Origin of the sequence: Streptomyces sp. NPDC086777, from assembly GCF_040702065.1 — a bacterium.
Classification (GTDB): domain Bacteria; phylum Actinomycetota; class Actinomycetes; order Streptomycetales; family Streptomycetaceae; genus Streptomyces.
On record NZ_JBFBJI010000061.1, the window covers coordinates 12,896 to 33,638 of the forward strand.

Annotated in this window: 21 protein-coding genes and 1 pseudogene; 16 read left to right on the forward strand and 6 right to left on the reverse strand. The window is 68.9% G+C overall.

The window, feature by feature from the left end; translation table 11 throughout:
- The first annotated feature begins 172 nt into the window (after window positions 1-172).
- The 3 genes and pseudogenes from AB0472_RS43400 to AB0472_RS43410 all read left to right on the forward strand — a co-directional run bounded on the left by AB0472_RS43400 (window position 173) and on the right by AB0472_RS43410 (window position 1,799).
- Complete coding sequence (locus AB0472_RS43400; protein ID WP_366364963.1) at window positions 173-709, forward strand: DinB family protein; 537 nt, start codon at window positions 173-175, stop codon at window positions 707-709.
- Window positions 710-781: 72 nt separating this feature from the next.
- A pseudogene (locus AB0472_RS43405) lies at window positions 782-889 on the forward strand (IS5/IS1182 family transposase); the annotation flags it as partial.
- Between the two features lie 424 nt (window positions 890-1,313).
- Window positions 1,314-1,799 carry an STAS domain-containing protein gene (locus tag AB0472_RS43410; RefSeq protein WP_366365010.1) on the forward strand — a complete coding sequence of 162 codons (486 nt, stop codon included), beginning with the start codon at window positions 1,314-1,316 and terminating at the stop codon, window positions 1,797-1,799.
- Here the strand turns inward: AB0472_RS43410 and AB0472_RS43415 are convergent.
- Window positions 1,752-2,252 carry a GNAT family N-acetyltransferase gene (locus AB0472_RS43415; RefSeq protein ID WP_366364965.1) on the reverse strand — a complete coding sequence of 167 codons (501 nt, stop codon included), beginning with the start codon at window positions 2,250-2,252 and terminating at the stop codon, window positions 1,752-1,754. The two genes, AB0472_RS43410 and AB0472_RS43415, sit on opposite strands and share 48 nt — an antisense overlap.
- Window positions 2,253-2,348: 96 nt before the next feature.
- Here AB0472_RS43415 and AB0472_RS43420 point away from each other — a divergent pair, with 96 nt between their 5' ends.
- The 4 genes from AB0472_RS43420 (at window position 2,349) to AB0472_RS43435 (ending at window position 5,794) form a co-directional block, all read left to right on the forward strand.
- Entirely contained in the window at window positions 2,349-2,906 is a 558-nt protein-coding gene (locus tag AB0472_RS43420) for a TetR family transcriptional regulator (protein WP_366364967.1), read from the forward strand.
- Window positions 2,903-3,796 carry an aldo/keto reductase gene (locus tag AB0472_RS43425; RefSeq protein WP_366364969.1) on the forward strand — a complete coding sequence of 298 codons (894 nt, stop codon included), beginning with the start codon at window positions 2,903-2,905 and terminating at the stop codon, window positions 3,794-3,796. The genes AB0472_RS43420 and AB0472_RS43425 overlap by 4 nt, the downstream gene beginning before the upstream one ends.
- 109 nt (window positions 3,797-3,905) lie before the next feature.
- Complete coding sequence (locus tag AB0472_RS43430) at window positions 3,906-4,925, forward strand: NADPH:quinone reductase (RefSeq protein ID WP_366364971.1); 1,020 nt, start codon at window positions 3,906-3,908, stop codon at window positions 4,923-4,925.
- A gap of 128 nt (window positions 4,926-5,053) precedes the next feature.
- The gene (locus AB0472_RS43435; RefSeq protein WP_366364973.1) at window positions 5,054-5,794 is read left to right on the forward strand and encodes a hypothetical protein; all 741 of its coding nucleotides are present in this window, start codon (window positions 5,054-5,056) and stop codon (window positions 5,792-5,794) included.
- Between the two features lie 159 nt (window positions 5,795-5,953).
- On the opposite strand, the gene AB0472_RS43440 is transcribed toward AB0472_RS43435, so the two are convergent.
- On the reverse strand, window positions 5,954-6,703 hold the full coding sequence (locus tag AB0472_RS43440) for an SDR family oxidoreductase (RefSeq protein WP_366364975.1): 750 nt from the start codon (window positions 6,701-6,703) through the stop codon (window positions 5,954-5,956).
- A 251-nt stretch (window positions 6,704-6,954) separates the two neighbouring features.
- Here AB0472_RS43440 and AB0472_RS43445 point away from each other — a divergent pair, with 251 nt between their 5' ends.
- The gene (locus AB0472_RS43445; RefSeq protein WP_366364976.1) at window positions 6,955-7,536 is read left to right on the forward strand and encodes a TetR/AcrR family transcriptional regulator; all 582 of its coding nucleotides are present in this window, start codon (window positions 6,955-6,957) and stop codon (window positions 7,534-7,536) included.
- 138 nt (window positions 7,537-7,674) lie between these two features.
- Here AB0472_RS43445 and AB0472_RS43450 read toward each other — a convergent pair whose 3' ends face one another.
- Window positions 7,675-8,502, reverse strand: coding sequence for an alpha/beta hydrolase (locus AB0472_RS43450; protein ID WP_366364978.1), 828 nt, complete (start codon window positions 8,500-8,502; stop codon window positions 7,675-7,677).
- A 403-nt stretch (window positions 8,503-8,905) separates the two neighbouring features.
- Here AB0472_RS43450 and AB0472_RS43455 point away from each other — a divergent pair, with 403 nt between their 5' ends.
- Window positions 8,906-10,396, forward strand: coding sequence for an FAD-dependent monooxygenase (locus AB0472_RS43455; protein WP_366364980.1), 1,491 nt, complete (start codon window positions 8,906-8,908; stop codon window positions 10,394-10,396).
- Between the two features lie 70 nt (window positions 10,397-10,466).
- Here the strand turns inward: AB0472_RS43455 and AB0472_RS43460 are convergent, their stop codons facing one another.
- The gene (locus AB0472_RS43460) at window positions 10,467-10,997 is read right to left on the reverse strand and encodes a hypothetical protein (protein ID WP_366364981.1); all 531 of its coding nucleotides are present in this window, start codon (window positions 10,995-10,997) and stop codon (window positions 10,467-10,469) included.
- A 468-nt stretch (window positions 10,998-11,465) separates the two neighbouring features.
- Between AB0472_RS43460 and AB0472_RS43465 the strand changes: the two genes are divergently transcribed.
- Together AB0472_RS43465 and AB0472_RS43470 are read left to right on the forward strand one after the other, a co-directional pair.
- Window positions 11,466-12,911: an aldehyde dehydrogenase family protein gene (locus tag AB0472_RS43465; RefSeq protein ID WP_366364983.1), complete on the forward strand. Its 1,446-nt coding sequence runs from the start codon at window positions 11,466-11,468 to the stop codon at window positions 12,909-12,911.
- A gap of 220 nt (window positions 12,912-13,131) precedes the next feature.
- Complete coding sequence (locus tag AB0472_RS43470; RefSeq protein ID WP_366364985.1) at window positions 13,132-13,395, forward strand: hypothetical protein; 264 nt, start codon at window positions 13,132-13,134, stop codon at window positions 13,393-13,395.
- Between the two features lie 225 nt (window positions 13,396-13,620).
- Here the strand turns inward: AB0472_RS43470 and AB0472_RS43475 are convergent, their stop codons facing one another.
- On the reverse strand, window positions 13,621-14,529 hold the full coding sequence (locus tag AB0472_RS43475; protein WP_366364986.1) for a LysR family transcriptional regulator: 909 nt from the start codon (window positions 14,527-14,529) through the stop codon (window positions 13,621-13,623).
- Between the two features lie 131 nt (window positions 14,530-14,660).
- Here AB0472_RS43475 and AB0472_RS43480 point away from each other — a divergent pair, with 131 nt between their 5' ends.
- Both AB0472_RS43480 and AB0472_RS43485 read left to right on the forward strand, forming a co-directional pair.
- Window positions 14,661-15,365, forward strand: a complete 705-nt coding sequence (locus AB0472_RS43480; RefSeq protein WP_366364988.1) for a type 1 glutamine amidotransferase domain-containing protein — start codon at window positions 14,661-14,663, stop codon at window positions 15,363-15,365.
- A 156-nt stretch (window positions 15,366-15,521) separates the two neighbouring features.
- Window positions 15,522-16,244, forward strand: a complete 723-nt coding sequence (locus AB0472_RS43485) for a hypothetical protein (protein WP_366364989.1) — start codon at window positions 15,522-15,524, stop codon at window positions 16,242-16,244.
- 186 nt (window positions 16,245-16,430) lie between these two features.
- On the opposite strand, the gene AB0472_RS43490 is transcribed toward AB0472_RS43485, so the two are convergent.
- Entirely contained in the window at window positions 16,431-17,192 is a 762-nt protein-coding gene (locus tag AB0472_RS43490; RefSeq protein WP_366364991.1) for an FCD domain-containing protein, read from the reverse strand.
- Window positions 17,193-17,500: 308 nt separating this feature from the next.
- Between AB0472_RS43490 and AB0472_RS43495 the strand changes: the two genes are divergently transcribed.
- The 3 genes from AB0472_RS43495 (at window position 17,501) to AB0472_RS43505 (ending at window position 20,737) form a co-directional block, all read left to right on the forward strand.
- Window positions 17,501-18,865: an extracellular solute-binding protein gene (locus AB0472_RS43495; protein ID WP_366364993.1), complete on the forward strand. Its 1,365-nt coding sequence runs from the start codon at window positions 17,501-17,503 to the stop codon at window positions 18,863-18,865.
- Window positions 18,862-19,776, forward strand: a complete 915-nt coding sequence (locus AB0472_RS43500) for a sugar ABC transporter permease (protein WP_366364995.1) — start codon at window positions 18,862-18,864, stop codon at window positions 19,774-19,776. Before AB0472_RS43495 ends, AB0472_RS43500 begins: the two co-directional genes overlap by 4 nt.
- A gap of 106 nt (window positions 19,777-19,882) precedes the next feature.
- Entirely contained in the window at window positions 19,883-20,737 is an 855-nt protein-coding gene (locus AB0472_RS43505; protein ID WP_366364997.1) for a carbohydrate ABC transporter permease, read from the forward strand.
- Window positions 20,738-20,743: the final 6 nt, after the last annotated feature.

A 20,743-nucleotide genomic window follows, 5' to 3' on the forward strand; every position in this document is an offset into this window, starting at 1 on the left:
AGGCGAAGCAGCCCACGACCGGTACCGCACACCGAACGATGAGTTGCGGAACGAGGAGAGGTCTTCCCCGGACGGACATGCTCGCGAGGGCGGCTCAGGTGCCGGCCGGTCCTCCGGAACGCGGGCGCATACGCACTTGTCCAGCCCTGACGACTTTTGAGGAGATCCCGGTATGAGCGACATCGTGGTCCAGAACATCGTCCGGCCCCGGCGCATCGTTGCGGGCCCGTGGCTGGAGGTGATCGCCTCGAACCTCGACTACCACCGGGCGGCCTTCCTGTGGAAGTGCGAGGGCCTCTCGGACGAACAACTGCGGCTGCGTGCCGTGCGGCCGTCGGCACTGACCCTGCTGGGGCTCATGCGCCACCTGCAGGGAGTCGAGCGTGCCTGGTTCCAGCGAACGCTCGCAGGCGCAATGCCCTGCTTCCCTCCCTACCGTACCTACGCCGCCGCCGACGGCGGCGAATGGTACGACGAATCGGACACCACGCCGGCCGAAGACGTCTACGACGACTACCTGAGGGCGTGCGAGGAGTCACGGCAGGTGTTCGCGACGGTGACCGCCGACCCCGCACGCGTCGTGCCGAACCCGGAGTTCGGCGCCACCGACGTACGGTTCGTCCTGCAGCACGTGATCGAGGAGTATGCCCGGCACCTCGGCCACGCCGACCTCCTCCGCGAGGCCGTCGACGGCGCGACCGGCGAATAGCCGACCATGGTACGGACCGCCCCGGCCTGCGGGATTCACCTCGCAGATGAAGGCGGTGCCGTCCGCAGGGCCGGACACCCGCGCACACGGCCCCGCTCCCTCAGCGGCGACGAGGCGTACAGGTCACGCAGAGGCATCCGCCACCTGCGATGGCTCATGCGCACGATCCCGGAGCCGAAGCGGACCGTGGCGCGGGTCTTCGGCCGGCAGCGGCGGAAGGTCCCGGCAGTGCGCTGACGGCGTCCCGGCGTCCGACTTGCCGCGGCCTTCTTCTTCGCGGTCGGCTTCATGGCTCAGCGGGCGGCAGGACACTCGCGGTCCTCCCGCGCTGCGGTCGATGTGAGCACCGAGTGCGAAGGGGATCCCGCCCGTTCATGGAGCGGAGGAAGTGAGGAGCCGTGGATGGGGACCGTGAGGCGGGTGGGCGGGCCATGCTCGCCGGTCTGCTGGACGCCAGTCATCCGATGCCCCTCGACGCGTTGCCGCAGAAGGCCCGTGACCGTGCCCGGGCTGCGGGTTTCACCGACGTGCTCATCTACGTGACGGCATCACCGCGGCACGGGGTGCCGACGACAGCTCCACCCTGCGCGTCAACACGGCGGACATCCGTGGGCAGACCAGTGCCCTCGCGGTGACCGGGGACCTGGACCTGTTCACCGTCCCCGTCCTGGAACATCAGGTGGGCGAGGTCCTCGATGACCACCGCACGGTGATCCGGGACCTGACCGGTGTCACGTTCTGCGACTCCTCCGGCCTCAACACCCTGATCCGCCCGCGTCGCCGTGCCCGTGACGCCGGCGGACGGCGGCTCGTCCTGGCCGCACCGCCCCCGCGCATGATGCGCCTGCTGAGCGTCACCGGCGCCGAAGGCGTGTTCCCCGTCCACGGCAGCCTGGCCGAAGCCTGGCGGGCGCAGTCTGCTCCCGGCACCCCGCCCACGGCCCGACCGCCCCCGCCCCGCAGGCGGAGCCGGACTCGTCCGGGCGGTGACGGCCGCGCCCGCCTCAGCCGAGTGTCCGGAAGGGTCCGTATCGCGGACCACTCACACTGCATGCTCCATGCACACCAGCTGATCCCGCTCGTCCCATGACTCGGTGACGGTGAAGCCGAGCCGTTCGTACAGGGCGAGGGCAGCTGTCCGCCACTTCCACACCGACAGCCGTACCGTGCTGACGCCGTTCTCCGCGCAATGCGCAAGTGCGGCCCTGACCAGGCCGGACGCGATACCCCTGCCCCTGAGGGCCGGGTCCGTCCAGAGTCTCTTGAGCTCCGACCGGCCGCCAACAGGGGCGGTCACCACCAGACAGCCCACGGCGGTGTCCTCGCTGAGTGCGAGCAGCACGACGGCGTCCGAGAATGCGGTCGCCGGGTCCAGGACCTCGGCCCGGTAGCGCTCTGGCAACCCGTCCACTTCGGCGACGGCTCGGCCCTTCTCGGCCTCTGTCCGCAGATGGTAGGCGGCCAACAACGCGGCCGGCCCGGTCTCCACGGAGGCGTCCTGACCCGGCCAGCGGACGATGACGGCTTTGCGTTGATCGGTCATCGAGCCAGGATCACACGCCCCATGGACCAAACAAGATGATGATTCTGCTAAGGTCCCCTCACAAGAAGCATCACCATTCTTTTTGCCGGAGGTGCGATGCCTCGGCTGACCGACGCGCGCAAGGAACTCCGACGTACTCAGATCGCCGAGGCCGCCGTCCGCTGCTTCAGCCGCAACGGTCTCGAACGCACCTCGATCGCCGACATCACCGCCGAATCCGGCCTCTCGGCCGGCTCGATCTACGCGCACTACCGGAACAAGGCCGATGTGGTGCGCGCCGCCGCCCGCGAGGTGCTCGCCAAACGTGCCGACGTCCTCAGCGAGTACGCGGCGGCCGACGATCCACCCGGCCCCGAGGAGTTGCTCTCCCGTCTGGTCGCGGCGATCGACCCCGCCGAGGCACGGGTGGGTGTGCAGACCTGGGGTGAGGCGACCATCGACCCCGCCATCCGCGACATCGTCGTCGACATGACCGACCGGATGCGCACGATGCTGCACGACTGCGTCACGGCCTGGCTCATCAAGGTCGAGTGCCACGAGCCCGCCGAGGCCCAGGAGCGCGCCGCCCCCATGGCCCATCGGCTCATGGCGCTCTACCAGGCCGAACTGCTGTACGCCGCCTTGCGAACGCCGACCGAGGAGACGACGTCATGACCACCACGACCGCTGCGTTCGCCACCCGCACCGTCTTCAGGATCGGATACGGCGCGTTACAGCTCGCACGACTGCAGGACCGGCGCAGCGAGGCCGTGGCGTTGCTGCGGCGCGCGGCGGAGCTTGGGGTCGACCACGTGGACACCGCCGAGTTCTACGGCTTCGGTTTCGCCAACGACGTGATCCGGCAGGCACTACGCCCCGAGGACGGTGTCCTGGTCGTCACGAAGGTGGGGGCAGACCCCAATCCGAGCGGGCAGGTGCCGTTGCGTCTGGCCCAGCGACCCGAGCAGCTGCGCGCCAGCGTCGAGGACAACCTGCGCAGTCTCGGCGTCGACCGGCTCGATGTCGTCAATCTGCGCCGCCTGGAGACCGGGCCCGGACTGCGTCCCGAGGGGGATCAGGTCGTCGAACTGGACGACCAGCTCGCGGTGATGACCGCCTTGCGCGACGAGGGCAAGATCGGCGCGATCGGTCTGAGCAGCGTTTCGCTCGACGTTCTGCGCCGTGCCCTGCCCGCCGGCGTCGTCTGCGTGCAGAACGCCTACAGTCTCGTCTCCCGCGCGGACGAGGAGATGCTGCGGCTCTGCGTGTCCGAGGGCATCGCCTGGGTGCCGTTCTTCCCGCTCGGCGGGGCCTTCCCCGGCCTGCCCAAGGTCACCGACGAGCCGACGGTGCTCGCGGTGGCCGAGTCCCTGGGCATCACACCCTCGCAGGTCGGCCTCGCCTGGCTGCTGCACCACGCCCCCAACGTGCTGCTCATTCCTGGCACCGCCGATGCCGCCCATCTTGAGGCCAACGTCACGGTCGGCGAGATCACCTTCGACGCGGCGGCCCTCGCCGCCCTCGACGGCATCGAGTCCCGCTCCGACGAAGTCCCCATCGGCTGACCGGAGCCGGCGCGGCCCCGGCCGCGACCGTCACGGCCCGCGCCGGACAACCTGACGAACCACCAGGCCAACTGGGAAACCTCGCTCCACCACGCTCCAAGGACGGATCATGAAGGCCATCATCTACCGCGACAACGGTACCCCCGACGTTCTGCAGTTCGTCGACCGTGACCTGCCGACGCCCGGCCCCGGTGAGGTTCGCGTCCGGGTCGCCGTGTCCGGGGTCAACCCGACCGACTGGCAGGCGCGCTCCGGCGCCGGCCACGCCAAGCACTTCGCCGAGATCACCCCGCACCTGGACGGCGCGGGCACGATCGACGCCGTCGGTGAGGGTGTCGACGGGAGCCGGGTCGGCCAGCGGGTCTGGGTGTTCCTGGCCGCCGCCGGACGGCCCACCGGCACCGCCGCCGAGTACACCGTCGTACCCGCCGAACAGGCCGTGCCGCTGCCCGCTGAGGCCGGCTTCGACGTCGGCGCCGCACTCGGAGTGCCCGCGCTGACCGCGCACCGCGCGCTCACCGTCGCCGAGGACGGGCCGCGTCGGCTGCGGCCCGGGGCACTCGACGGGCAGGTGGTACTCGCCGCGGGCGAGGCCGGAGCGGTCGGGCACGCGGTGATCCAGCTCGCCCGGTGGGCCGGCGCCACCGTGATCAGCACGGTCAGCAGCCCGGACAAAGCCCGTTTGGCCGGCGCTGCCGGAGCCCACCATGTCATCAACTACCGCGAGGGCGACCCGGCCGCCGAGATCCGCAGGATCGCCCCGGACGGCGTCGACATCGTCGCAGAGGTGGCACTGGGCACGAACCTCGCACTGGACCTGGCCGTGCTGCGCACCCGCGGCACGATCTCGACCTACGCCAACGACGGTGGCAGACCGGTCGAACTGAACGTGCTGCAGAACATGGTGCTGAACACACGCCTGCAGTTCCTGGTGCTCTTCACCGCCGGTCCGCAGGCACGCGCCGCGGCCGCCCAGGACGTCGCCGCCGCACTGCGCGACGGCGCACTGCCGGTCGGCGAGGAGCACGGCCTGCCACTGCTCCGCTTTCCCCTCGCCCGCACCGCCGACGCACACCGAGCGGTCGAGAACGGCACGGTCGGCAAAGTCCTGGTGGACATCACACCCTGACACCTCGCCGACCGCTGCGCGCCCTGCCGGCCGGGCGCAGGCACGCCCCAGACTGATCAGTTCCGCGGGCGTCCAGCATGTCGAGGGCGTTGCGCTTCGACCAGCACCTCGGTTCTACGATCACGCGTATGAGCAAGTTTCTCGTCACGGTGTGTCTGCCGCCGACCAAGCCACGGAAGCTTCCGGAAGCGATAGCGGCCGTCATGGCACCGTATGACGCCAACCTCACCGACGACTGGAACCCGGTCGGCCAGTGGGACTGGTGGGTCATCCACTCCGCCACGGAGAGCCCCTACCTCACGCGGCCCGCGTACGACGGCGATCGCAGGCTCGTCACGACCTCCACCGTCCCCCGCAGGAAGGCCGAGCTCGAAGCCCTCGGGCCGCTGGAGTGCTACGGCGGCCCCCGGGGACTGCTCGATTTCGACGCCATGCGGCGGCGAGCGGCGACAAGGCACGACGCCAGGCTCGCCGCCTGGGAGGAACTGACCGCGCTGCATCCGCCGGCCAGCCCGCTGTCCGACTTCGTCTCCCGCCACGAGTCCGATCCCGGCGGCTACTCATTGGCGGACGCCAAGAGAGAGCACCTGGCCCAGCCGCTGGTGCAGGACGTGGCGCAGCGGGCCGTCTCGGGCGACCCGCACTTCGACACATCGTTCCTCTTCAACGATCCGGTCGCGTACTTCGCGCAGGAGCACGAGGAGGCCCGACGGTCCGCGGTCCAGTGTGCCGTGCCCGGCTTTGCCCTGGTCACCCTCGACGGTGTGTGGATGGACGCGGACCGCGACGGCTACTGGGAACAGGCCAACGACTACCTCGACGGCCTCCACGCCGAAGCGGTCGTCGTCGACCTGCTCTGTCACTACTGATTTCCGGGGCCGTGACGTACGACCGCCAGATCGCTCTCAGCTGGGTGAACCTGTCGGGCAGGTCGCCGTCACGGCCGTTCGCGGCTGCGGTCAGGATTCCCGTCCTGGCGGAACAGGACGGGATCCCTCGGCGGACCGAACGGGCCGCCGGTGATGCGGTCAGATCTGGTTGAGTCCGCCGTCCACGAAGAGCTCCGATCCGGTGACGAAGCTGCTTTCACTGCTGGCGAGGAACAGGGCGGCGGCAGCGGCCTCCTCGGGCTGCCCCATCCGGCCCAGAGGTACCTGACCGGCGAAGACGTCCCGCATCGTTGCGGCCGCGGCGGCGTCGGGGGCCAGTCCGTTGATACCCGGCGTGACGATCGGCCCGGGTACCAGGGTGTTCACCCGGATGGCCCGACCCCTGAGTTCGTTGGCCCAGGTGCGGGAGAAGGACCGGACGGCGGCCTTGGATGCGGCGTACACGCCGAAGGCGGCCTCGCCCGAAGTCGCTGCGGTCGATCCGGTCAGGATCACCGACGCGCCGTCGCTGAGGAACGGGATGGCCTTCTGGACGGTGAAGAGCATGCCCCTGACGTTGATGTTGAACGTCGCGTCGAAGTGTTCCTCGGTGACCTGTTCCAGCGAGGCGAATTCACCGCCACCCGCATTGGCGAACAGCACGTCGATGGTCCGCCCCCGCTCGGCGACGGCCGCGTAGAGGCGGTCGATGTCCCCGAGGTCGGCGACATCGCCCCTGACCGCGGTGGCCCCGTCACCGATCTCGGCCAGGGCGACGTCGAGGGCCTCCTGGCGGCGGCCGGTGATGAACACGTGGGCACCTTCGCGCACGAACCGCTTGGCAGTGGCCAGGCCGATGCCGCTGTTGCCCCCGGTGACGACGGCCGTTTTCCCGTCCAGCTGTCCCATGATCATTACTCCTGTCCGGCGCGGACCTCGTCCGTACACCAAGCGTCACTGGCGTCTCACAGCCCGCACGATCGGCGGGCTCACTTATGGACTGTACGGTAAAGAACGGAGTTATGGACCGCACGGGCAAAAACAATGGCGCGACGTACATCACCCGCGACGCCCCCGTCGACGGCAGGGCTGGACCCGCGTCAGCCTCTCCGCGGCCATCGATCTGGACCGAGGGGTCAAGAAGGACGTAGGCTCTCCCCATGGGACGCCCTCGGAATTTCGACGAGAACCAGGTCCTGGAGTCCGTACGCGAGCAGTTCTGGAATCAGGGCTACAGCGCTACGTCGCTGCAGGATCTGACGGACGCCACCGGACTGGGCAAGGGAAGCCTCTACGGCGCCTTCGGTGACAAGCGGCAACTGTTCCTGCACGTGCTTGACAGGTACCGCACCGAGCAGCTGGAGGGCGTCCGGGCGGTACTCACCGGCCCTGGTACCGCCATCGAACGCCTGACTCTGCTCGTGGAGGGCGTGGCCAAGGGATTTGCCGAAGACCCGGTGCGGCGTGGGTGTCTGTTGGTCAACAGCACGTCCGAGCTGCACAGCAACGAGCCCGATGTCGTCTCGCGGGCCAGGACCTCGTACCAGGCGGTCGAGGACCTTCTGATCGCATGCGTGAAGGAAGCCCAGCAGGACGGAGCCATCGAACCGAGCGCCGACCCCCAGGAACTCGGGCGCCTGATCCTTGCCGTGATGCAGGGCATCGAGTTCCTCGCCAAAACAGGCATGGACGACGCGGCCCTCCTGCAGATCGCCCACGCCGCGCTCAAGACCCTCGTCTGACGTTCCAGGCGTGCGCGCGCACCCCCCGCCCCGCCGTCGACCCGGCCGTGCCCGAGCGCTGTCGGCACGGCTGGGGGCGCCGGCATCCGGCGGTGCTTCGTGAGCACCGCCGGCGGCAGACGCCCCGGCGTCCCGGCGCTAGCCGCGCGCGAACTCGAGCAGGTCCTTGTTGAAGATCTCGGCGTACTTGGGCACCATCGCGAGGCCGTGCGGCGCACCCTCGTAGACCTTGTACTGCGCGCCCTTGACGATCTTGGATGATTTGTCGCCGGCGGCGACGATGGGCACGATCTGGTCGTCGTCGCCGTGCACGATCAGTGTCGGCACATCGACCTTCTTCAGGTCCTCGGTGGTGTCCGTCTCGGAGAACGCCTTGATGCAGTCGTAGGCGCCCTTGATCCCGACCGTCATGCTCCAGAGCCAGAACTCGTCCCGCGTTCCCTGGGAGACGGTCGAGCCCTCACGGTTTGCACCGTAGAACGGTGCGCTGAGGTCCTTGTAGTACTGGGAGCGGTCCGTGAGCACACCCTGGCGGATCTCGTCGAACACCTCGATCGGCAGGCCCTCGGGGTTGGCTTCCGTCTTCAGCATCAGCGGGGGGATCGCGCCGAGCAGGACCAGCTTGGCGACCCGAGACGTACCGTGGCGGCCGATGTAGCGAGTGACCTCGCCGCCGCCGGTGGAGTGGCCCACCAGGATGACGTCGTGGAGGTCTTCGGCCTCGATGACAGCGGCCAGGTCGTCGGCGTACGTGTCGAGGTTGTTGCCGTTCCACGGCTGTCCTGAGCGGCCGCCGCCCCGCCGGTCATGGGCGATGGCGCGGAACCCGTTGTCCGCCATGAGCTTCATCTGGGGGTCCCAGGCGTCGGCCGTGAGGGGCCAGCCGTGGGAGAAGACAACGGGTTGGCCGGAGCCCCAGTCCTTGTAGAAGATCTGAGTGCCGTCCTTGGCAGTGGCGAAGGGCATGGTGTGCGTTCCTCTCGCAGCTCGCTCGCCGCTCCCTGTTTCACGCCGCGCGGGCTGTGACGGGAGGAGGCATGTAGGTCACCCTATTCACGAAGCACCGTTTCGGCACGCCGGAAAGCACCGCACCGACTTCGAGCGGACCGGCAAGGCCTGACAAGGTGCAGAGGCCCGCTGCGCGTGGTGGACTGTAAGGCGTCGTCGGCATTTCCACGACCGCCCCGCTCCAAGTCGGCGCCGAATGGGTGGACTCCGGGAGCTGTCAGATATGCGCAGCCGCCTCGTGTCGGTGGAAGCGTGCAGCTTGAGGGCGCGTGAAATCCCGCCCGGACAGGCCTGGGATGACGGACGAGACGGACGAGACGGACGATCACGCTATCCGCAACGGGATCAGCTGAGGAAAAGCATGGGGTCAGACATCGACGTACTGGTTGTCGGAGCCGGTCCAGCGGGTTTGCTGCTCGCGGGCGACTTGGCCGAGGCAGGGCTTCGCTGCACCGTCGTAGAGCGGCGAGAAGGGGAGTCCGAGCTGACGCGTGCGTTTGCCGTGCACGCTCGGACGATGGAGCAGTTGGACGCCCGAGGCCTCGCCGACGAATTGCTTCTGACCGGGATCCGCAACCCGGTTCTGCAGTTTCTGCGGATCGATCTGTCTCGGCTGCCGAGTCGCTACCCCCATGTGCTGGTGACACCGCAGTACAACACCGAGCGCCTGCTCCTTTCTCGTGCCCAGGCGCATGGCGTGACCATCATGCGGGGCTACGAAGCGACCGGTGTCCAGCAGGACGAAACCGGCGTCGACGTAGCGGTGCGGGCGCCAGACGGAGCTGAGCAAAGCCTGCGCGCGGACTTCGTGGTCGGCGCAGACGGACGCAACAGTTGTGTGCGCCGCTCGCTCGGCCTGCCCTTCCCGGGTCGTTCCGCGGTTCGCTCGATGATGCTCGCGGACGTGCGCCTGGCTGAACCACCGAGGAAACCGCCCACGGTGGGAGCGATCGGAGACGCCTTCGCCATTGTCGTGCCCTTCGGTGACAGCTGGTTCAGGGTGATGGCGTGGAATCGCCGTCACCCGATGTCAGACGATGCGCCGGTCGATCTGGAGGAAATCCGTGAGGTCGCCCGTCGGGCACTGGGCAGTGACTTCGCCATGCACGACCCGCGCTGGCTCTCACGTTTCCACAGCGACGAGCGCCAGTCGCCGCGTTATCGGGTGGGCCGGGTGTTCCTCGTCGGTGACGCCGCGCACGTCCACTCCCCTGCCGGCGGTATGGGCCTCAACACCAGCCTCCAGGACTCGGCGAATCTCAGCTGGAAGCTGACAGCTGTTCAGCGCGGCCGGGCACCGGACTCGCTGCTCGACACCTATGAGAGTGAACGGCACCCCGTGGGACGCAGGGTCCTGCGGATGAGCGGTGCACTGCTGCGCGGAGTCCTGACCACGCCGCGGGCACTGTGCGGGCTCCGTGATCTCTCGGCGCGGACGGTACTCAAGACACCGTGGGTGGCCAGACGGCTGGCCGGGGCGATCTCGGGCCTCGACATCGCGTACGCCGCTGGGGCGGGCGCACATCCTCTGGCTGGAAAGCGGGCACCCGATGTCCCTCTGAGCGACGGGCGCCGGCTCTACGAGGCACTTCGCGCCCGACGGTTCGTGCTTGTCGTCCCCGACGACACCCCCCAGCTCTCCTCGCTGATCAGCGAGTGGTCCGACGAAGTGGAGATCGTGTCCGCAAGAGGCTCGACGAAGAAGAGCGTGCTGATCCGGCCTGACGCCTACATCGCGTGGGCCGTCTCGGACGAGTCACCTGAACGCCGCATCGACGCCACCCGCCATGCGTTGGCCCACTGGTGCGGCGCGCGGCAGGCGGGCCCGGGAAGCAGGACTTCGCCCGCGTGACCGCCTTCACGCCGTTTCACCGGAGCCCGGTCGGGTCAGCGTGCGGCAGGGTACTCGGGAACCATGCCCTTCACCGTGCGTGCGGCAAGTGAGGTGAAGGCGAACGCCCAGTAAGGCGGCCCGAAAGGTGCCGTGCTGCCGCCCCACCCACCGCCGGCAGACCGCCGGCAACGGTGGGCAGGAAGTAGCCCGGGTGCCAGTCCACAAGTTTCATGTCGACGCGGATCCATACACCGGTCAGAAATCCGCCCCGAATAACCGTGACGACAAAGGCGACGAGGTAGACGCATTTACCGACCGTATCCACATGAGGCCTCAGCGCGACCCCGAAAAGCATGGGAACAATCGACGCCAGTGAGATGAACGGGCCAGTGACCGGATGCGTGAATTCCTTACCCAGATGTCCCCGAGAGCGGATATTCACCGCGTAGGCCGTCACGGTCAGGAGCCACAGAAGACCGGCTCCCGACCACAGAACGACTCCCGGCCGTTCGGGCGTCCGCGCCAGGTTGTGCGCCACTGTCCACGCCTGAGCCAGACCTGCCGCACCAAAACTGATGCCGAAGAGATTTGGCGCCACCAGATACCTGCGGCCGGTCAAGGACATACTCCGTTCCGTGACCACCCCGCCAGGGGTGCTGCCGTGACGTCTCCCCCAGCGATCATCGCTTCCACAGGCAGCCGACGCGAGGCGACGCTCCTGCGGGCAGTCGGATCGAAGGTCTCAGGCGTTCACCAGGAAATGTTCGAGAACCGCCTGTTCGCGGAGGGGAAGTCGGCTGCCGACGGGAACCATGCGTGTGGAATCGACCGCACGCAGTCGCATGGAGCACGGAAGTCGCATGACGATCTGAAGAATTCCTGCGGCAACGGCACGCCTACCGCGGTAGCGGGACGGACGGGTAGTAGCGAAAGGAGCGGCCGGAAGGAAACCAGCTTTCCGGCGTCTGCACGCCCGAGATCGCTACGTTCTGTACAAGTCGCCACTGACCGGGACGGTCCTACGGTGAGACCCGCTGACGGAAACACGTCAGTCCCCCTCCCCCGAACGTAAGGGCCGTGACCGGACATGACTTCCCCCCGCTCCTTCTGGCTCGCCGGCGGTCAGGCCAGCAGCATGACCGCACTGGCCGTGACCTCGCCCTGGACCGGCCAACTGGTCGGCCAGGTCAGCGTGCCGACCGACGATCAGGTCGAGACGGCGGTGGCCGCCGCGTACGCCGCCCGCGAGGAGTTCGCAGCCACCCCCGCCCACCAGCGTGCCGCCGCTCTCGACCATGTGAGCAAGCGACTCGTGGAGCGCGCCGAGGAAATCGCACAGCTCATCTCCGCGGAGAACGGCAAACCGATCAAGTGGGCCCGCGGTGAGGTACGCCGCTCGGTGTCCGTGTTCCGGTTCGCCGCCGAGGAAGCCCGCCGCTTCAACAGCGGGGAGGCTCAGCGGCTGGACACGGACGTGGCGGGCCAGGGCCGCCTCGCGCTCACCCGCCGCTTCCCCAAGGGGGTCGTGCTGGGCATCACGCCCTTCAACTTCCCGCTCAATCAATGCGCCCACAAGGTCGCCCCCGCCATCGCGGCCGGCGCCCCGATCATCCTGAAGCCGGCGCCGAACACCCCTCTCTCCGCCCTGTTCCTCGGGGACCTGCTCGCCGAGACCGACCTGCCGGAAGGCGCGTGGAGCATCCTGCCGGTCGCCAACGACCGGATGCCTGCGCTGGTACAGGACGAGCGCCTGCCCGTGATCTCGTTCACCGGTTCCGAGAGGGTCGGCTACGCGATCATGGACTCGGTACCCAGGAAGCACTGCACGCTGGAGCTCGGCGGGAACGGTGCGGCCGTCGTCCTGGGCGACTTCGCCAGCGACGAGGACCTCGACCGGGCCGCCGACCGGATCGCCCTGTTCTCCAACTACCAGGGCGGGCAGTCCTGCATCTCCGTGCAGCGCGTCATCGCCGACGCCGCGGTGTACGACCGCCTGCTCCCGCGCATCGTCGCGGCAGTCGAGGCACAGGTCACCGGGGACCCCTCGGACGACACGACCGATGTGGGCCCGCTCGTCAACGAGGACGCCGCGTGCCGCGTCGAGTCGTGGGTCGACGAAGCCGTTGTCGCCGGTGCCACGCTCCACACGGGTGGCAAGCGCGACGGTGCCTCGTATGCGCCCACCGTTCTCGCGGATGTTCCCGCTGACACCACGCTGGCCTGCGAGGAGGTCTTCGGACCGGTTCTCACGGTGCTCAAGGTCTCCGGCGAGGCCGAGGCCTTCGCGGCAGTGAACGACTCCAAGTACGGCCTGCAGACGGGAGTGTTCACGCACGACCTGCAGGCGGCGTTCCGAGCTCACCGGGCTCTGGAGGTCGGCGGTGTCGTAGTCGGTGATGTGCCCTCCTACCGCGCCGACCAGATGCCCTACGGCGGCGTCAAGCAGTCCGGTGTCGGCCGCGAAGGAGTGAAGTTCGCCATGGATGACTACACCTACGAACGCGTGCTGGTCCTCACCGACCTCGCCCTGTGACAACCCGGCAATTCGGCTTCGGGGAATGATCCGGGTGGCCTGCCTCGCACGAGTGGGGTCCAGCCGCACCGGCACCCACCGGCTGCCGACCGGGAGGGGCACGACGCCGAGTCCGAGCGTGATCAGCCAGAACCCTCATCCCAAATGCATGTACAAGGTACGCATGGGTGGAATGTGAGGTGGTACTCCACCGGTAACCGCTACAGATCGGAGAGCCCTCATGGTGATCAAGACGATGCACGACATGGGCATCCGCAGCGAACACGCCTACCTCGCGGGCATCACCTCCATCGGCCTCAGCGTCGCCTCCTGGGTCGCCAGCATGAAGGCCGAAAAGGCCGGCATCGAGCGGGCCGACCGATGGGGCATTTTCGTGGGTGAATGGGCACCCACCTTCATCGGCCTCGGACTGGCGCTCTCCCACTACGAACAACAGGAGGGCACCCTCACCGGCTCCCTGCACGCCGTGAGGCAGGCCGGCTGACCCCACCCCGGTCACCCCCGCGAGCCGTGCCGCTCGCGCGTCGCACGGGCGCACGTCGCGCCCACCGTGTCGATGACGCGCTACGGCGGGGCTCGCGGGCATCGGACTTCCTGGAACCAGCTTCTTCGCCGGCGCGCTGCCCGACCGTGCTCTCCCCACCGCCTGCCCGATGCCCGGCCGCGTTCCTCGGGGCGCGTCCCGGCATGCCGTACGGCCGCCCGGTGGTCACAGTGGTCCCCAGGCGGCGGCGTGTTCGAGGAGGTGGCGCCGGACGAGGTCGACGGCGGGAGCGGCGGGTTCAGCACGGGTGACGAGGTAAAGGGTGTTGAGCGGCGGCACCGGGGTGCGGTGCAACTGCTCCAGGGACCCCGCGTTGAGCGCCGGTTCGGCCAGGTAGCGGGGAAGGACCGAGATCCCCGCGTCGGCGATCACGGCCGTGAGGACGGCCCGCAGGTCGGGCACCACCACGGACACGGGGTTGGGCGGCCGGCGCCGGAACTCACTGCGCCAGTACCGGCGGATGATGGGCAGTTCCTCCGCGTAGGTCACCAGCGGCAGATGCGCGAGGGCCGCGACGGGGTCCTCGGCGAGCCGCCGCGGGTCGACGGAGCGCGCCGCCGTCGGGGTGCCCACGAGCAGGAACTCCTCGTCCACGTAAGGCGTCGCGGTCAGTGCGCGCAGCTTCGCCGGCGGCCGGACGGACGACGCCACCAGGTCCAGCCCGCCGTCGGCGAGGGAGGCGAGCAGCGGCTCGGAGAGGCCGAGGGCGATGTGCAGGACCAGCCCCCGGCGGCTGAGCGGGGCGAGCGCGGGCAGCAGCCGGGCCTGGGTGAACTCGCCGGGCGCACCGATCCGTACGGTGCCTTGGCAGGCCTGTTCACCGGCGTCCGCGGCCAGCGCCTCGCGCAGGCCGTCCAGGTGGGGGCCGATCCGGCGGGCAAGCTCGTGCGCCCGGTCGGTGGGGTGGGCGCCGTTGCGGGACCGGACGAACAGGCCGTCGCCGAGTCGCTCCTCCAGGCGGGCGAGCTGTCCGCTGACGGCCGGCTGCGAGACGCCCAGCGCACCTGCGGCCGCCGTCAGTGAGCCCCGACGGTAGATCTCCAGGAAGGTGGTCAGTAGATCGAGCTCGTTCACGCAAGCACGATACATAAGCATGCTTATGGATCGGATGTGATGGCAGAGCGGATCTGATGGAGGCTGGACGGCGTCACCGACCGAGGGACGTACCCGAACCGCGTCCCCGTCCGAGAAGAGGTCCGTTTCCCATGGCGAAGATTTTGATGGTCATCTCGGCTTCCGACGCCCTGGTCCTGGCCGACGGCAGCACCCACCCCACGGGCTACTGGGCCGAGGAGGTCGCCGCCTCGCACCGCGTGCTCGTCGAGGCCGGCCACCGGGTCGACATCGCCACCCCCGGTGGTGTCCGGCCGACGGTCGACCCGGTGTCCCTGGACGAGCGCGGTGGGGTGGATCCGGCCGACGGCGCCGCCTTCCGGGCGTACCTGGAGTCCATCGACGCGGATCTGGCGGCCCCGCTCGATCTGGCGGCCGTCCGCGGCACCGACTACGACGCCCTCTTCCTGCCCGGCGGCCATGCCCCGATGTCCGACCTGGCCACCAGCGTCGACCTCGGCGCCCTGCTGGTCGAGGCGGACGGCCGGGGCGGCACCGTTGCCGCCCTGTGCCACGGTGTCGCCGCCCTTCTCAGCGCCGAACGCGCGGACGGCACGTTCGTCTTCGCGGGCCGTACCCTCACCGGCTTCACCGACGAGGAGGAGCGCCAGGGTGGGCTCGGCGACGCGGCGCCGTGGCTGGTGGAGAGCCGCCTCGCGGAGCGCGGCGCGCTGCTGAAGACCGGCTCCCCCTGGTCGGACACCGTGGTCGTCGACGGGAACCTGATCACGGGCCAGAACCCGCAGTCCAGCGTCAGCGCGGCCAAGCAGGTACTCACCGCTCTCCGGACCGCCTGAGCACCTGGCGGCCGCCGGGGCGACGCGGGCGGGTGCCGGTCCGGCGATGCGCGGCCTCCGTCGCCCTACGACGGCCTGTCCGACAGCTCGGTCGGGCGTGCCACAGGTGGAAATGCCGAGTCGCCCCTGGCCGCCTCGAGAGGGTTCGATGCCCGGGTGGTGAACTGGGCGCAGATGCGCGACTGCTGGTTCGGCGTCGATCGGGTTCCCGAGCTCTTGGAGCGGGTGGAGCGTCAGGACGATGATGCTGAGGCCTGGAAGGAGCTGGGGTGGCGGCTCGTCCTTGAGCATGACCTGGTGTCCCCGGCCGGTTTCGCCGCCCTGCCACGCCTGGTGCGCCTCGCGCCACGCAGCGCGCAGGCGCGCGGCCTGGCCGGGAGGATCCTGGAGCGCGCGGCCGGGCGGCACGGCTGCGACGACCTGCTGGCGGCCTGCGACGGCACGATCGCCGAGTTCCGTGAGGTGCTGGACCGGCACCTGCGGTCGCGGCCGGCTGACTACCTCGTCTCCTTCCGCGCCCTGCTCGCCGTCGAAGAGGAGTACCACTGGGCGAACGTCCTGGAGGGCTTTACGGACGACATCAACGGCGTGGACTGCCCTCACTGCGGCGCGGGGGTGACGATCGCCATCGGCGACTTCGGGTGCTACTCGCAGATGTGGGAGGGAGGTGAGGAGGTACGGCGGGACCTGAGGCCTGCGGATGCCGGGGAACTGACCGGCACCGGCCGATGGATGCATCGGATCACTGTCCGCGACGGGCAGGAGGCGCTCGCCCACGGAATCGCCCGCCTCTTCGGTGAAGCGGAATGCCCGCACTGCGGCAGCGTCTTCAACGTCGCGGACGAGTACACGTCCGCCAACCGCCCAGTCCTGCGGTGACCCACCGCGGACCCGGAGCGACCTGGCTGCGGCTCAGGGGGCATGGCTGCGCGCCCTGACGGTGCATGGGCGGCCGGTCGGGTATCTCGACGAACATGATCCGGCCGTCCACGACGTCCAGGACCAGCATGCCTTTCGACGGCGAGGCGTCGCGTACCGGCGCTTCGCCGCGTCCTGGCGGGAAGGTCAGCCGAACAGGCGGCGCTGGATCTCGCGCCGGTAGTCCTCCAGCGTGCGGTCGAGGTGTACGGCAGTGGCCTCGGCGGCCTCGTCGGGTCGGCCGTCGCGGATGGCGCGGTAGATCGCCTCGTGCTCCTCGACCGCGGCCGCGGTGCCCTCGTTGAAGGTGTCGTGTATGCCGATCGCGCTGGACTGGCGCTGCAGCCGGCGGGCGTCACGCACCGCGCTGCCGAGAAACGTGTTGTGCGAGGCCACGGCCACCGCCGCGTGGAAGTCGTCGTCCGCCTGGTTGAAGACGTCGACCTCACCGTGGACGTACCCGTACCGGCACTGCTGCATGGCGACCTCGATGGTGCGCAGTTCGGCGGGCGTGGCGCGGGTGGCCGCCAGCCTCACGGCGGCCATCTCCTGCACCCTGCGGAACTCGAACAGCATGAGCACGTGATCGAGGTCCACGGGCCGGAAGAAGCCGCCCCAGCGGCCGGTGATCAGCATGCCGTCGTCGTCCGCGACGAACAGCCCGCGTCCCTTGTGCGCCCGGACCCGGCCGAGCGCCGAGAGGATCTTCACGGCTTCCCGCACCACTGCTCGGCTGGTGTCCAGCTGCTGGGCCAGGTCGTTCTCGGTGGGCATCCGGTCGCCGGGGACCAGGCGCGCCTCGGCGATGAACTCGAGGATCCGCTCCGCCACGACCTCGTATCCGGGCCGGTAGTCACGCTGTTCGTCCACGCCGTTCACCACTGCTTCCACGGCGGGCGTGTCCTTCATGTGTCCTGCCTCCGGGTGACTGCTGCGGCGATGACTGATGGGCCCTGAAGCCGCTCTCATCGTACCTCAGGAGAAAATGAGTCGTACTTATCTGAGGTGACTTCGATCATGACTACGGATGCGATGTGCACCTTTCATAAGCACTTCGCCTGATCCGATGCCGCTAAAGCCGCCTTATCGTGCGCCTGAAGCTCCGAAAAGGGCGCGCACGCCCCTTGACTCGTCACTCGATGTGGCGGCTAATTTCATCCGCGGCGGCACAACGACGGAGCCGTCAGCAGCCTCATGGACACCCAGTGGAGTCGCTCATGTCCATCTACAAGCCTCCGGCCGACCAGGAGACAGGGACCAGCAGGAGACGTACCGCGTTGCTGGCCGGCTGTGCCGCCACCGTGCTGCTCACGGTGACCGCCTGTGGCGGCGGTGGCGGCACCACCGGCACGACCAAGGACGGATTCGCGCAGGCCGCCCAGAACGACGGGGCGTTGACCGTCTGGGTGGACGCGACGCGCATGGACGCCGCGAAGCAGTACCAGGCGCTGCACCCGGGGGTGAAGATGGACATCGTCAGCTATGACGGCGACGCCAACGGGTCCAACTACCTCCAGACCAAGGTCCAGTTGTTCAACCGCACGGGCAAGGGCTGGCCGGACGTCGTCTTCAGCTCCCAGAACAACGAGGCGAGCTGGGCCGTCGACGCGGGCTTCGCGGCGCCGCTGGACAAGGGCCTGATCCCGGACGCCACCCTGAGCGGGTTCGCCAAGGGCGCCAACGACGTCTGCACCGTCGACGGCACCCTCTACTGCCTGCGCAACGACCTCTCCCAGGCGGTGCTCTGGTACAACGCGCCGCTGCTGAAGAAGTTCGGCTACCCGCTCCCGACGACCTGGGAGGAGTACCAGGCACTCGGCGAGAAGGTCGCCACGGAGCACCCCGGCTACCTGGTCGGCGACGCGGGTGACTCCTTCACCCCTGAGATCTACCTGTGGGCGAGCAAGTGCGGCGCCAACCACATCACCGGCCCCAAGGCCGTGTCCGTGAACACCACCAGCGAATCCTGCACCAAGATGGCCAAGCTGATGGACGTACTGATCAAGAACAAGTCGATGTCCATCAGCGGCGTCTTCAGCACCGACTTCGCCAAGAACGAGGCCGGCAAGATCCTGCTCATGCCCGGTCCGGCGTGGTACGGCGGCGCGGTCTTCAAGGACGGCCTCAAGACCCCGGCCAAGCAGATCGCGGTGGCCCCCATACCTCAGTGGCAGGGCGACACCGCGCCGTCCACCGGCAACGTCGGCGGCGGCACCTGGCTGCTGTCCAAGCATTCCGCCCACATCAAGGCGGCCACCGACTTCCTGACGTGGGTCACCACCGACAACGCCTACCAGGGCGAGAAGGCCCCCGGCTTCCCGGCGTACGCGCCCGCCACCGAGAACTGGCTCAAGACCCAGGCCGCGTCCGGGTACTTCGCCGGTGACCTCACCGCCCTCAAGGACGCCTCCTCGCAGGTGTGGTCCGACTGGGGTTCGGGCCAGTTCAGCCAGGAGGCCATCTGGGCCGCCACCGTCAAGCCCGGCCTGACACAGGGCAAGACCATCGAATCCATGCTGCCCGCCTGGCAGGACTCGATCGCCAAGTACGCCGAGGCCGACGGATACAAGGTCTCCCAGTGACCCTCGTTCCCTCCTCGGCCGGCTCTGTCCGAGGGCGCCCTCGCGGCGTCTCCAGGCAGAGCCGGGCCGGCGTGGCATTCGTCGCCGGCTACGTACTGCTGCTGATCGCCTTCGGTGTCCTTCCGACCTGTTACGCGGTCTACTTCGCGTTCACGGACGCCGGAGGCACCTTCACCGGCCTCGCCAACTTCCTCACCACGGCACAGGACTTCCGCTTCGTCGACTCCCTGGGGCACGTGGCCCTGTACCTGGCCTTCTGGCTCGTGTCGCTCGTGGTGTTCGTGGTCGTCCTGGCGCTGCTCCTGCACCGGCTGTCCTCCGGTCCGGTCAGCCAGGCGCTGCGCTTCCTCTACTACATCCCCGGAGCCCTCGCCGGCGCCGCGAGCGTCCTGGTGTGGCTGTTCATGCTCGACCCGACGGTCAGCCCGGTCAGCTCCCTGCTGGAGACACTGGGCTTCCACACCTTCGGCGAGGTCATCGCGCCCGGCAACCTGGCGCTGCTGTTCACGGTCATCGCGTTCTGGACGGGCGCGGGCGGCTGGATCGTCGTCATGTACGGCGCGCTCAACAACATCCCCAAGGACCTCATGGAGGCCGCGCGCATCGACGGCGCGAACGGCTGGCAGACCGCCTGGCGGGTGCAGATCCCCATGCTCCGCAAGTGGATCGTGTACATGGTGATCCTGGCCTTCGCGGGCGGCGCCCAGCTCTTCGTCGAGCCGCAGCTCCTCTCCCTCGCCAGCACGGGCGTGGCCGGCCGCGACTACTCGCTCAACCAGCTGACCTACGACTTCGCCTTCCAGATGAACAACATCAACGGCGCCGCCGCGGTCTCGGTGGAGCTCCTGGTCGTCAGCGTGTCGGTCGCCGGTGTCTTCGTCGCACGATCGGGGTTCTTCGATGCCGACTGACACACGTTCCTCTCCCCTCGGCGCCCCACGCACCGGACGGGATCGCAACGCCATGGGCCGCAGCCGGCGCGGGGAACCTCGGCAGCGCCGCCGGGCGCCTCGGCACGTGACATCCCGGCTGCTGGCGGGGTCGGTGCTGACCGTCTTCGTGGTGTTCTTCGTGCTGCCGGTGGTGTGGCTGCTGCTCGCGGCGACCAAGACCGACCAGCAACTGGTCCACGACAACCCCCTGTCCTTCGGGTCCTGGCACGCGCTCACGGCCAACTGGCACGCGCTCACGGCCTTCCAGGACGACGCCGTCCTGGTGTGGTTGCGCAACTCCGCCCTCTACGCGGCGATCTCGCTGGTCATCACACTCTGCCTGGCCGTTCCGGCCGGGTACGCCCTGGCGATGACCGAGTTCCGCGGCCGGCGCACGCTGCTGGTCGCGACTCTGGTCGTGATGCTGATGCCGAACGCCACACTGGTGGTGCCGCTGTTCCTGGAGATCAACGCGGTGCATCTGATCGGCACGATGTGGTCGATCATCCTGCCGTACTCGTTCTACCCGTTCGGCGTGTACCTGACGTACATCTACTTCACCACCGCCGTGCCCAAGGACCTCCTGGCCGCGGCGCGGATGGACGGCTGCTCCGAGTTCGGTGTCTTCCGCCATGTGGCCCTGCCGCTGGCGACGCCGGTCATCGCGCTGGTGGGCTTCTTCAGCTTCGTCGCCAACTGGACGAACTACTTCCTCCCGTACGTGATGCTCCCCGAGAGCGACCAGATGCCGATCCAGGTGGGCGTCGGCAGTCTGCTCAGCAATGTGCCGTCGTTCAACCCGACCGTCGGCGCCCTCGCGATCCAACGCCCGCAACTGGCACTGGCGACACTGGTGGCCATCACACCGGTACTCGTCGTGTTCCTGTTCGCCCAGCGCTTCCTGGTCAGCGGAATGCTCGCCGGCGCCACCAAGGAGTGACCGCTC

Coding starts and splice junctions, on each gene's coding strand:
- AB0472_RS43400 (WP_366364963.1), top strand. CDS start 173: ATGAGCGACATCGTGGTCCAGAACATCGTCCGGCCCCGGCGCATCGTT.
- AB0472_RS43415 (WP_366364965.1), bottom strand. CDS start 2,252: ATGACCGATCAACGCAAAGCCGTCATCGTCCGCTGGCCGGGTCAGGAC.
- AB0472_RS43420 (WP_366364967.1), top strand. CDS start 2,349: ATGCCTCGGCTGACCGACGCGCGCAAGGAACTCCGACGTACTCAGATC.
- AB0472_RS43425 (WP_366364969.1), top strand. CDS start 2,903: ATGACCACCACGACCGCTGCGTTCGCCACCCGCACCGTCTTCAGGATC.
- AB0472_RS43430 (WP_366364971.1), top strand. CDS start 3,906: ATGAAGGCCATCATCTACCGCGACAACGGTACCCCCGACGTTCTGCAG.
- AB0472_RS43435 (WP_366364973.1), top strand. CDS start 5,054: ATGAGCAAGTTTCTCGTCACGGTGTGTCTGCCGCCGACCAAGCCACGG.
- AB0472_RS43440 (WP_366364975.1), bottom strand. CDS start 6,703: ATGGGACAGCTGGACGGGAAAACGGCCGTCGTCACCGGGGGCAACAGC.
- AB0472_RS43445 (WP_366364976.1), top strand. CDS start 6,955: ATGGGACGCCCTCGGAATTTCGACGAGAACCAGGTCCTGGAGTCCGTA.
- AB0472_RS43450 (WP_366364978.1), bottom strand. CDS start 8,502: ATGCCCTTCGCCACTGCCAAGGACGGCACTCAGATCTTCTACAAGGAC.
- AB0472_RS43455 (WP_366364980.1), top strand. CDS start 8,906: ATGGGGTCAGACATCGACGTACTGGTTGTCGGAGCCGGTCCAGCGGGT.
- AB0472_RS43465 (WP_366364983.1), top strand. CDS start 11,466: ATGACTTCCCCCCGCTCCTTCTGGCTCGCCGGCGGTCAGGCCAGCAGC.
- AB0472_RS43470 (WP_366364985.1), top strand. CDS start 13,132: ATGGTGATCAAGACGATGCACGACATGGGCATCCGCAGCGAACACGCC.
- AB0472_RS43480 (WP_366364988.1), top strand. CDS start 14,661: ATGGCGAAGATTTTGATGGTCATCTCGGCTTCCGACGCCCTGGTCCTG.
- AB0472_RS43490 (WP_366364991.1), bottom strand. CDS start 17,192: ATGAAGGACACGCCCGCCGTGGAAGCAGTGGTGAACGGCGTGGACGAA.
- AB0472_RS43495 (WP_366364993.1), top strand. CDS start 17,501: ATGTCCATCTACAAGCCTCCGGCCGACCAGGAGACAGGGACCAGCAGG.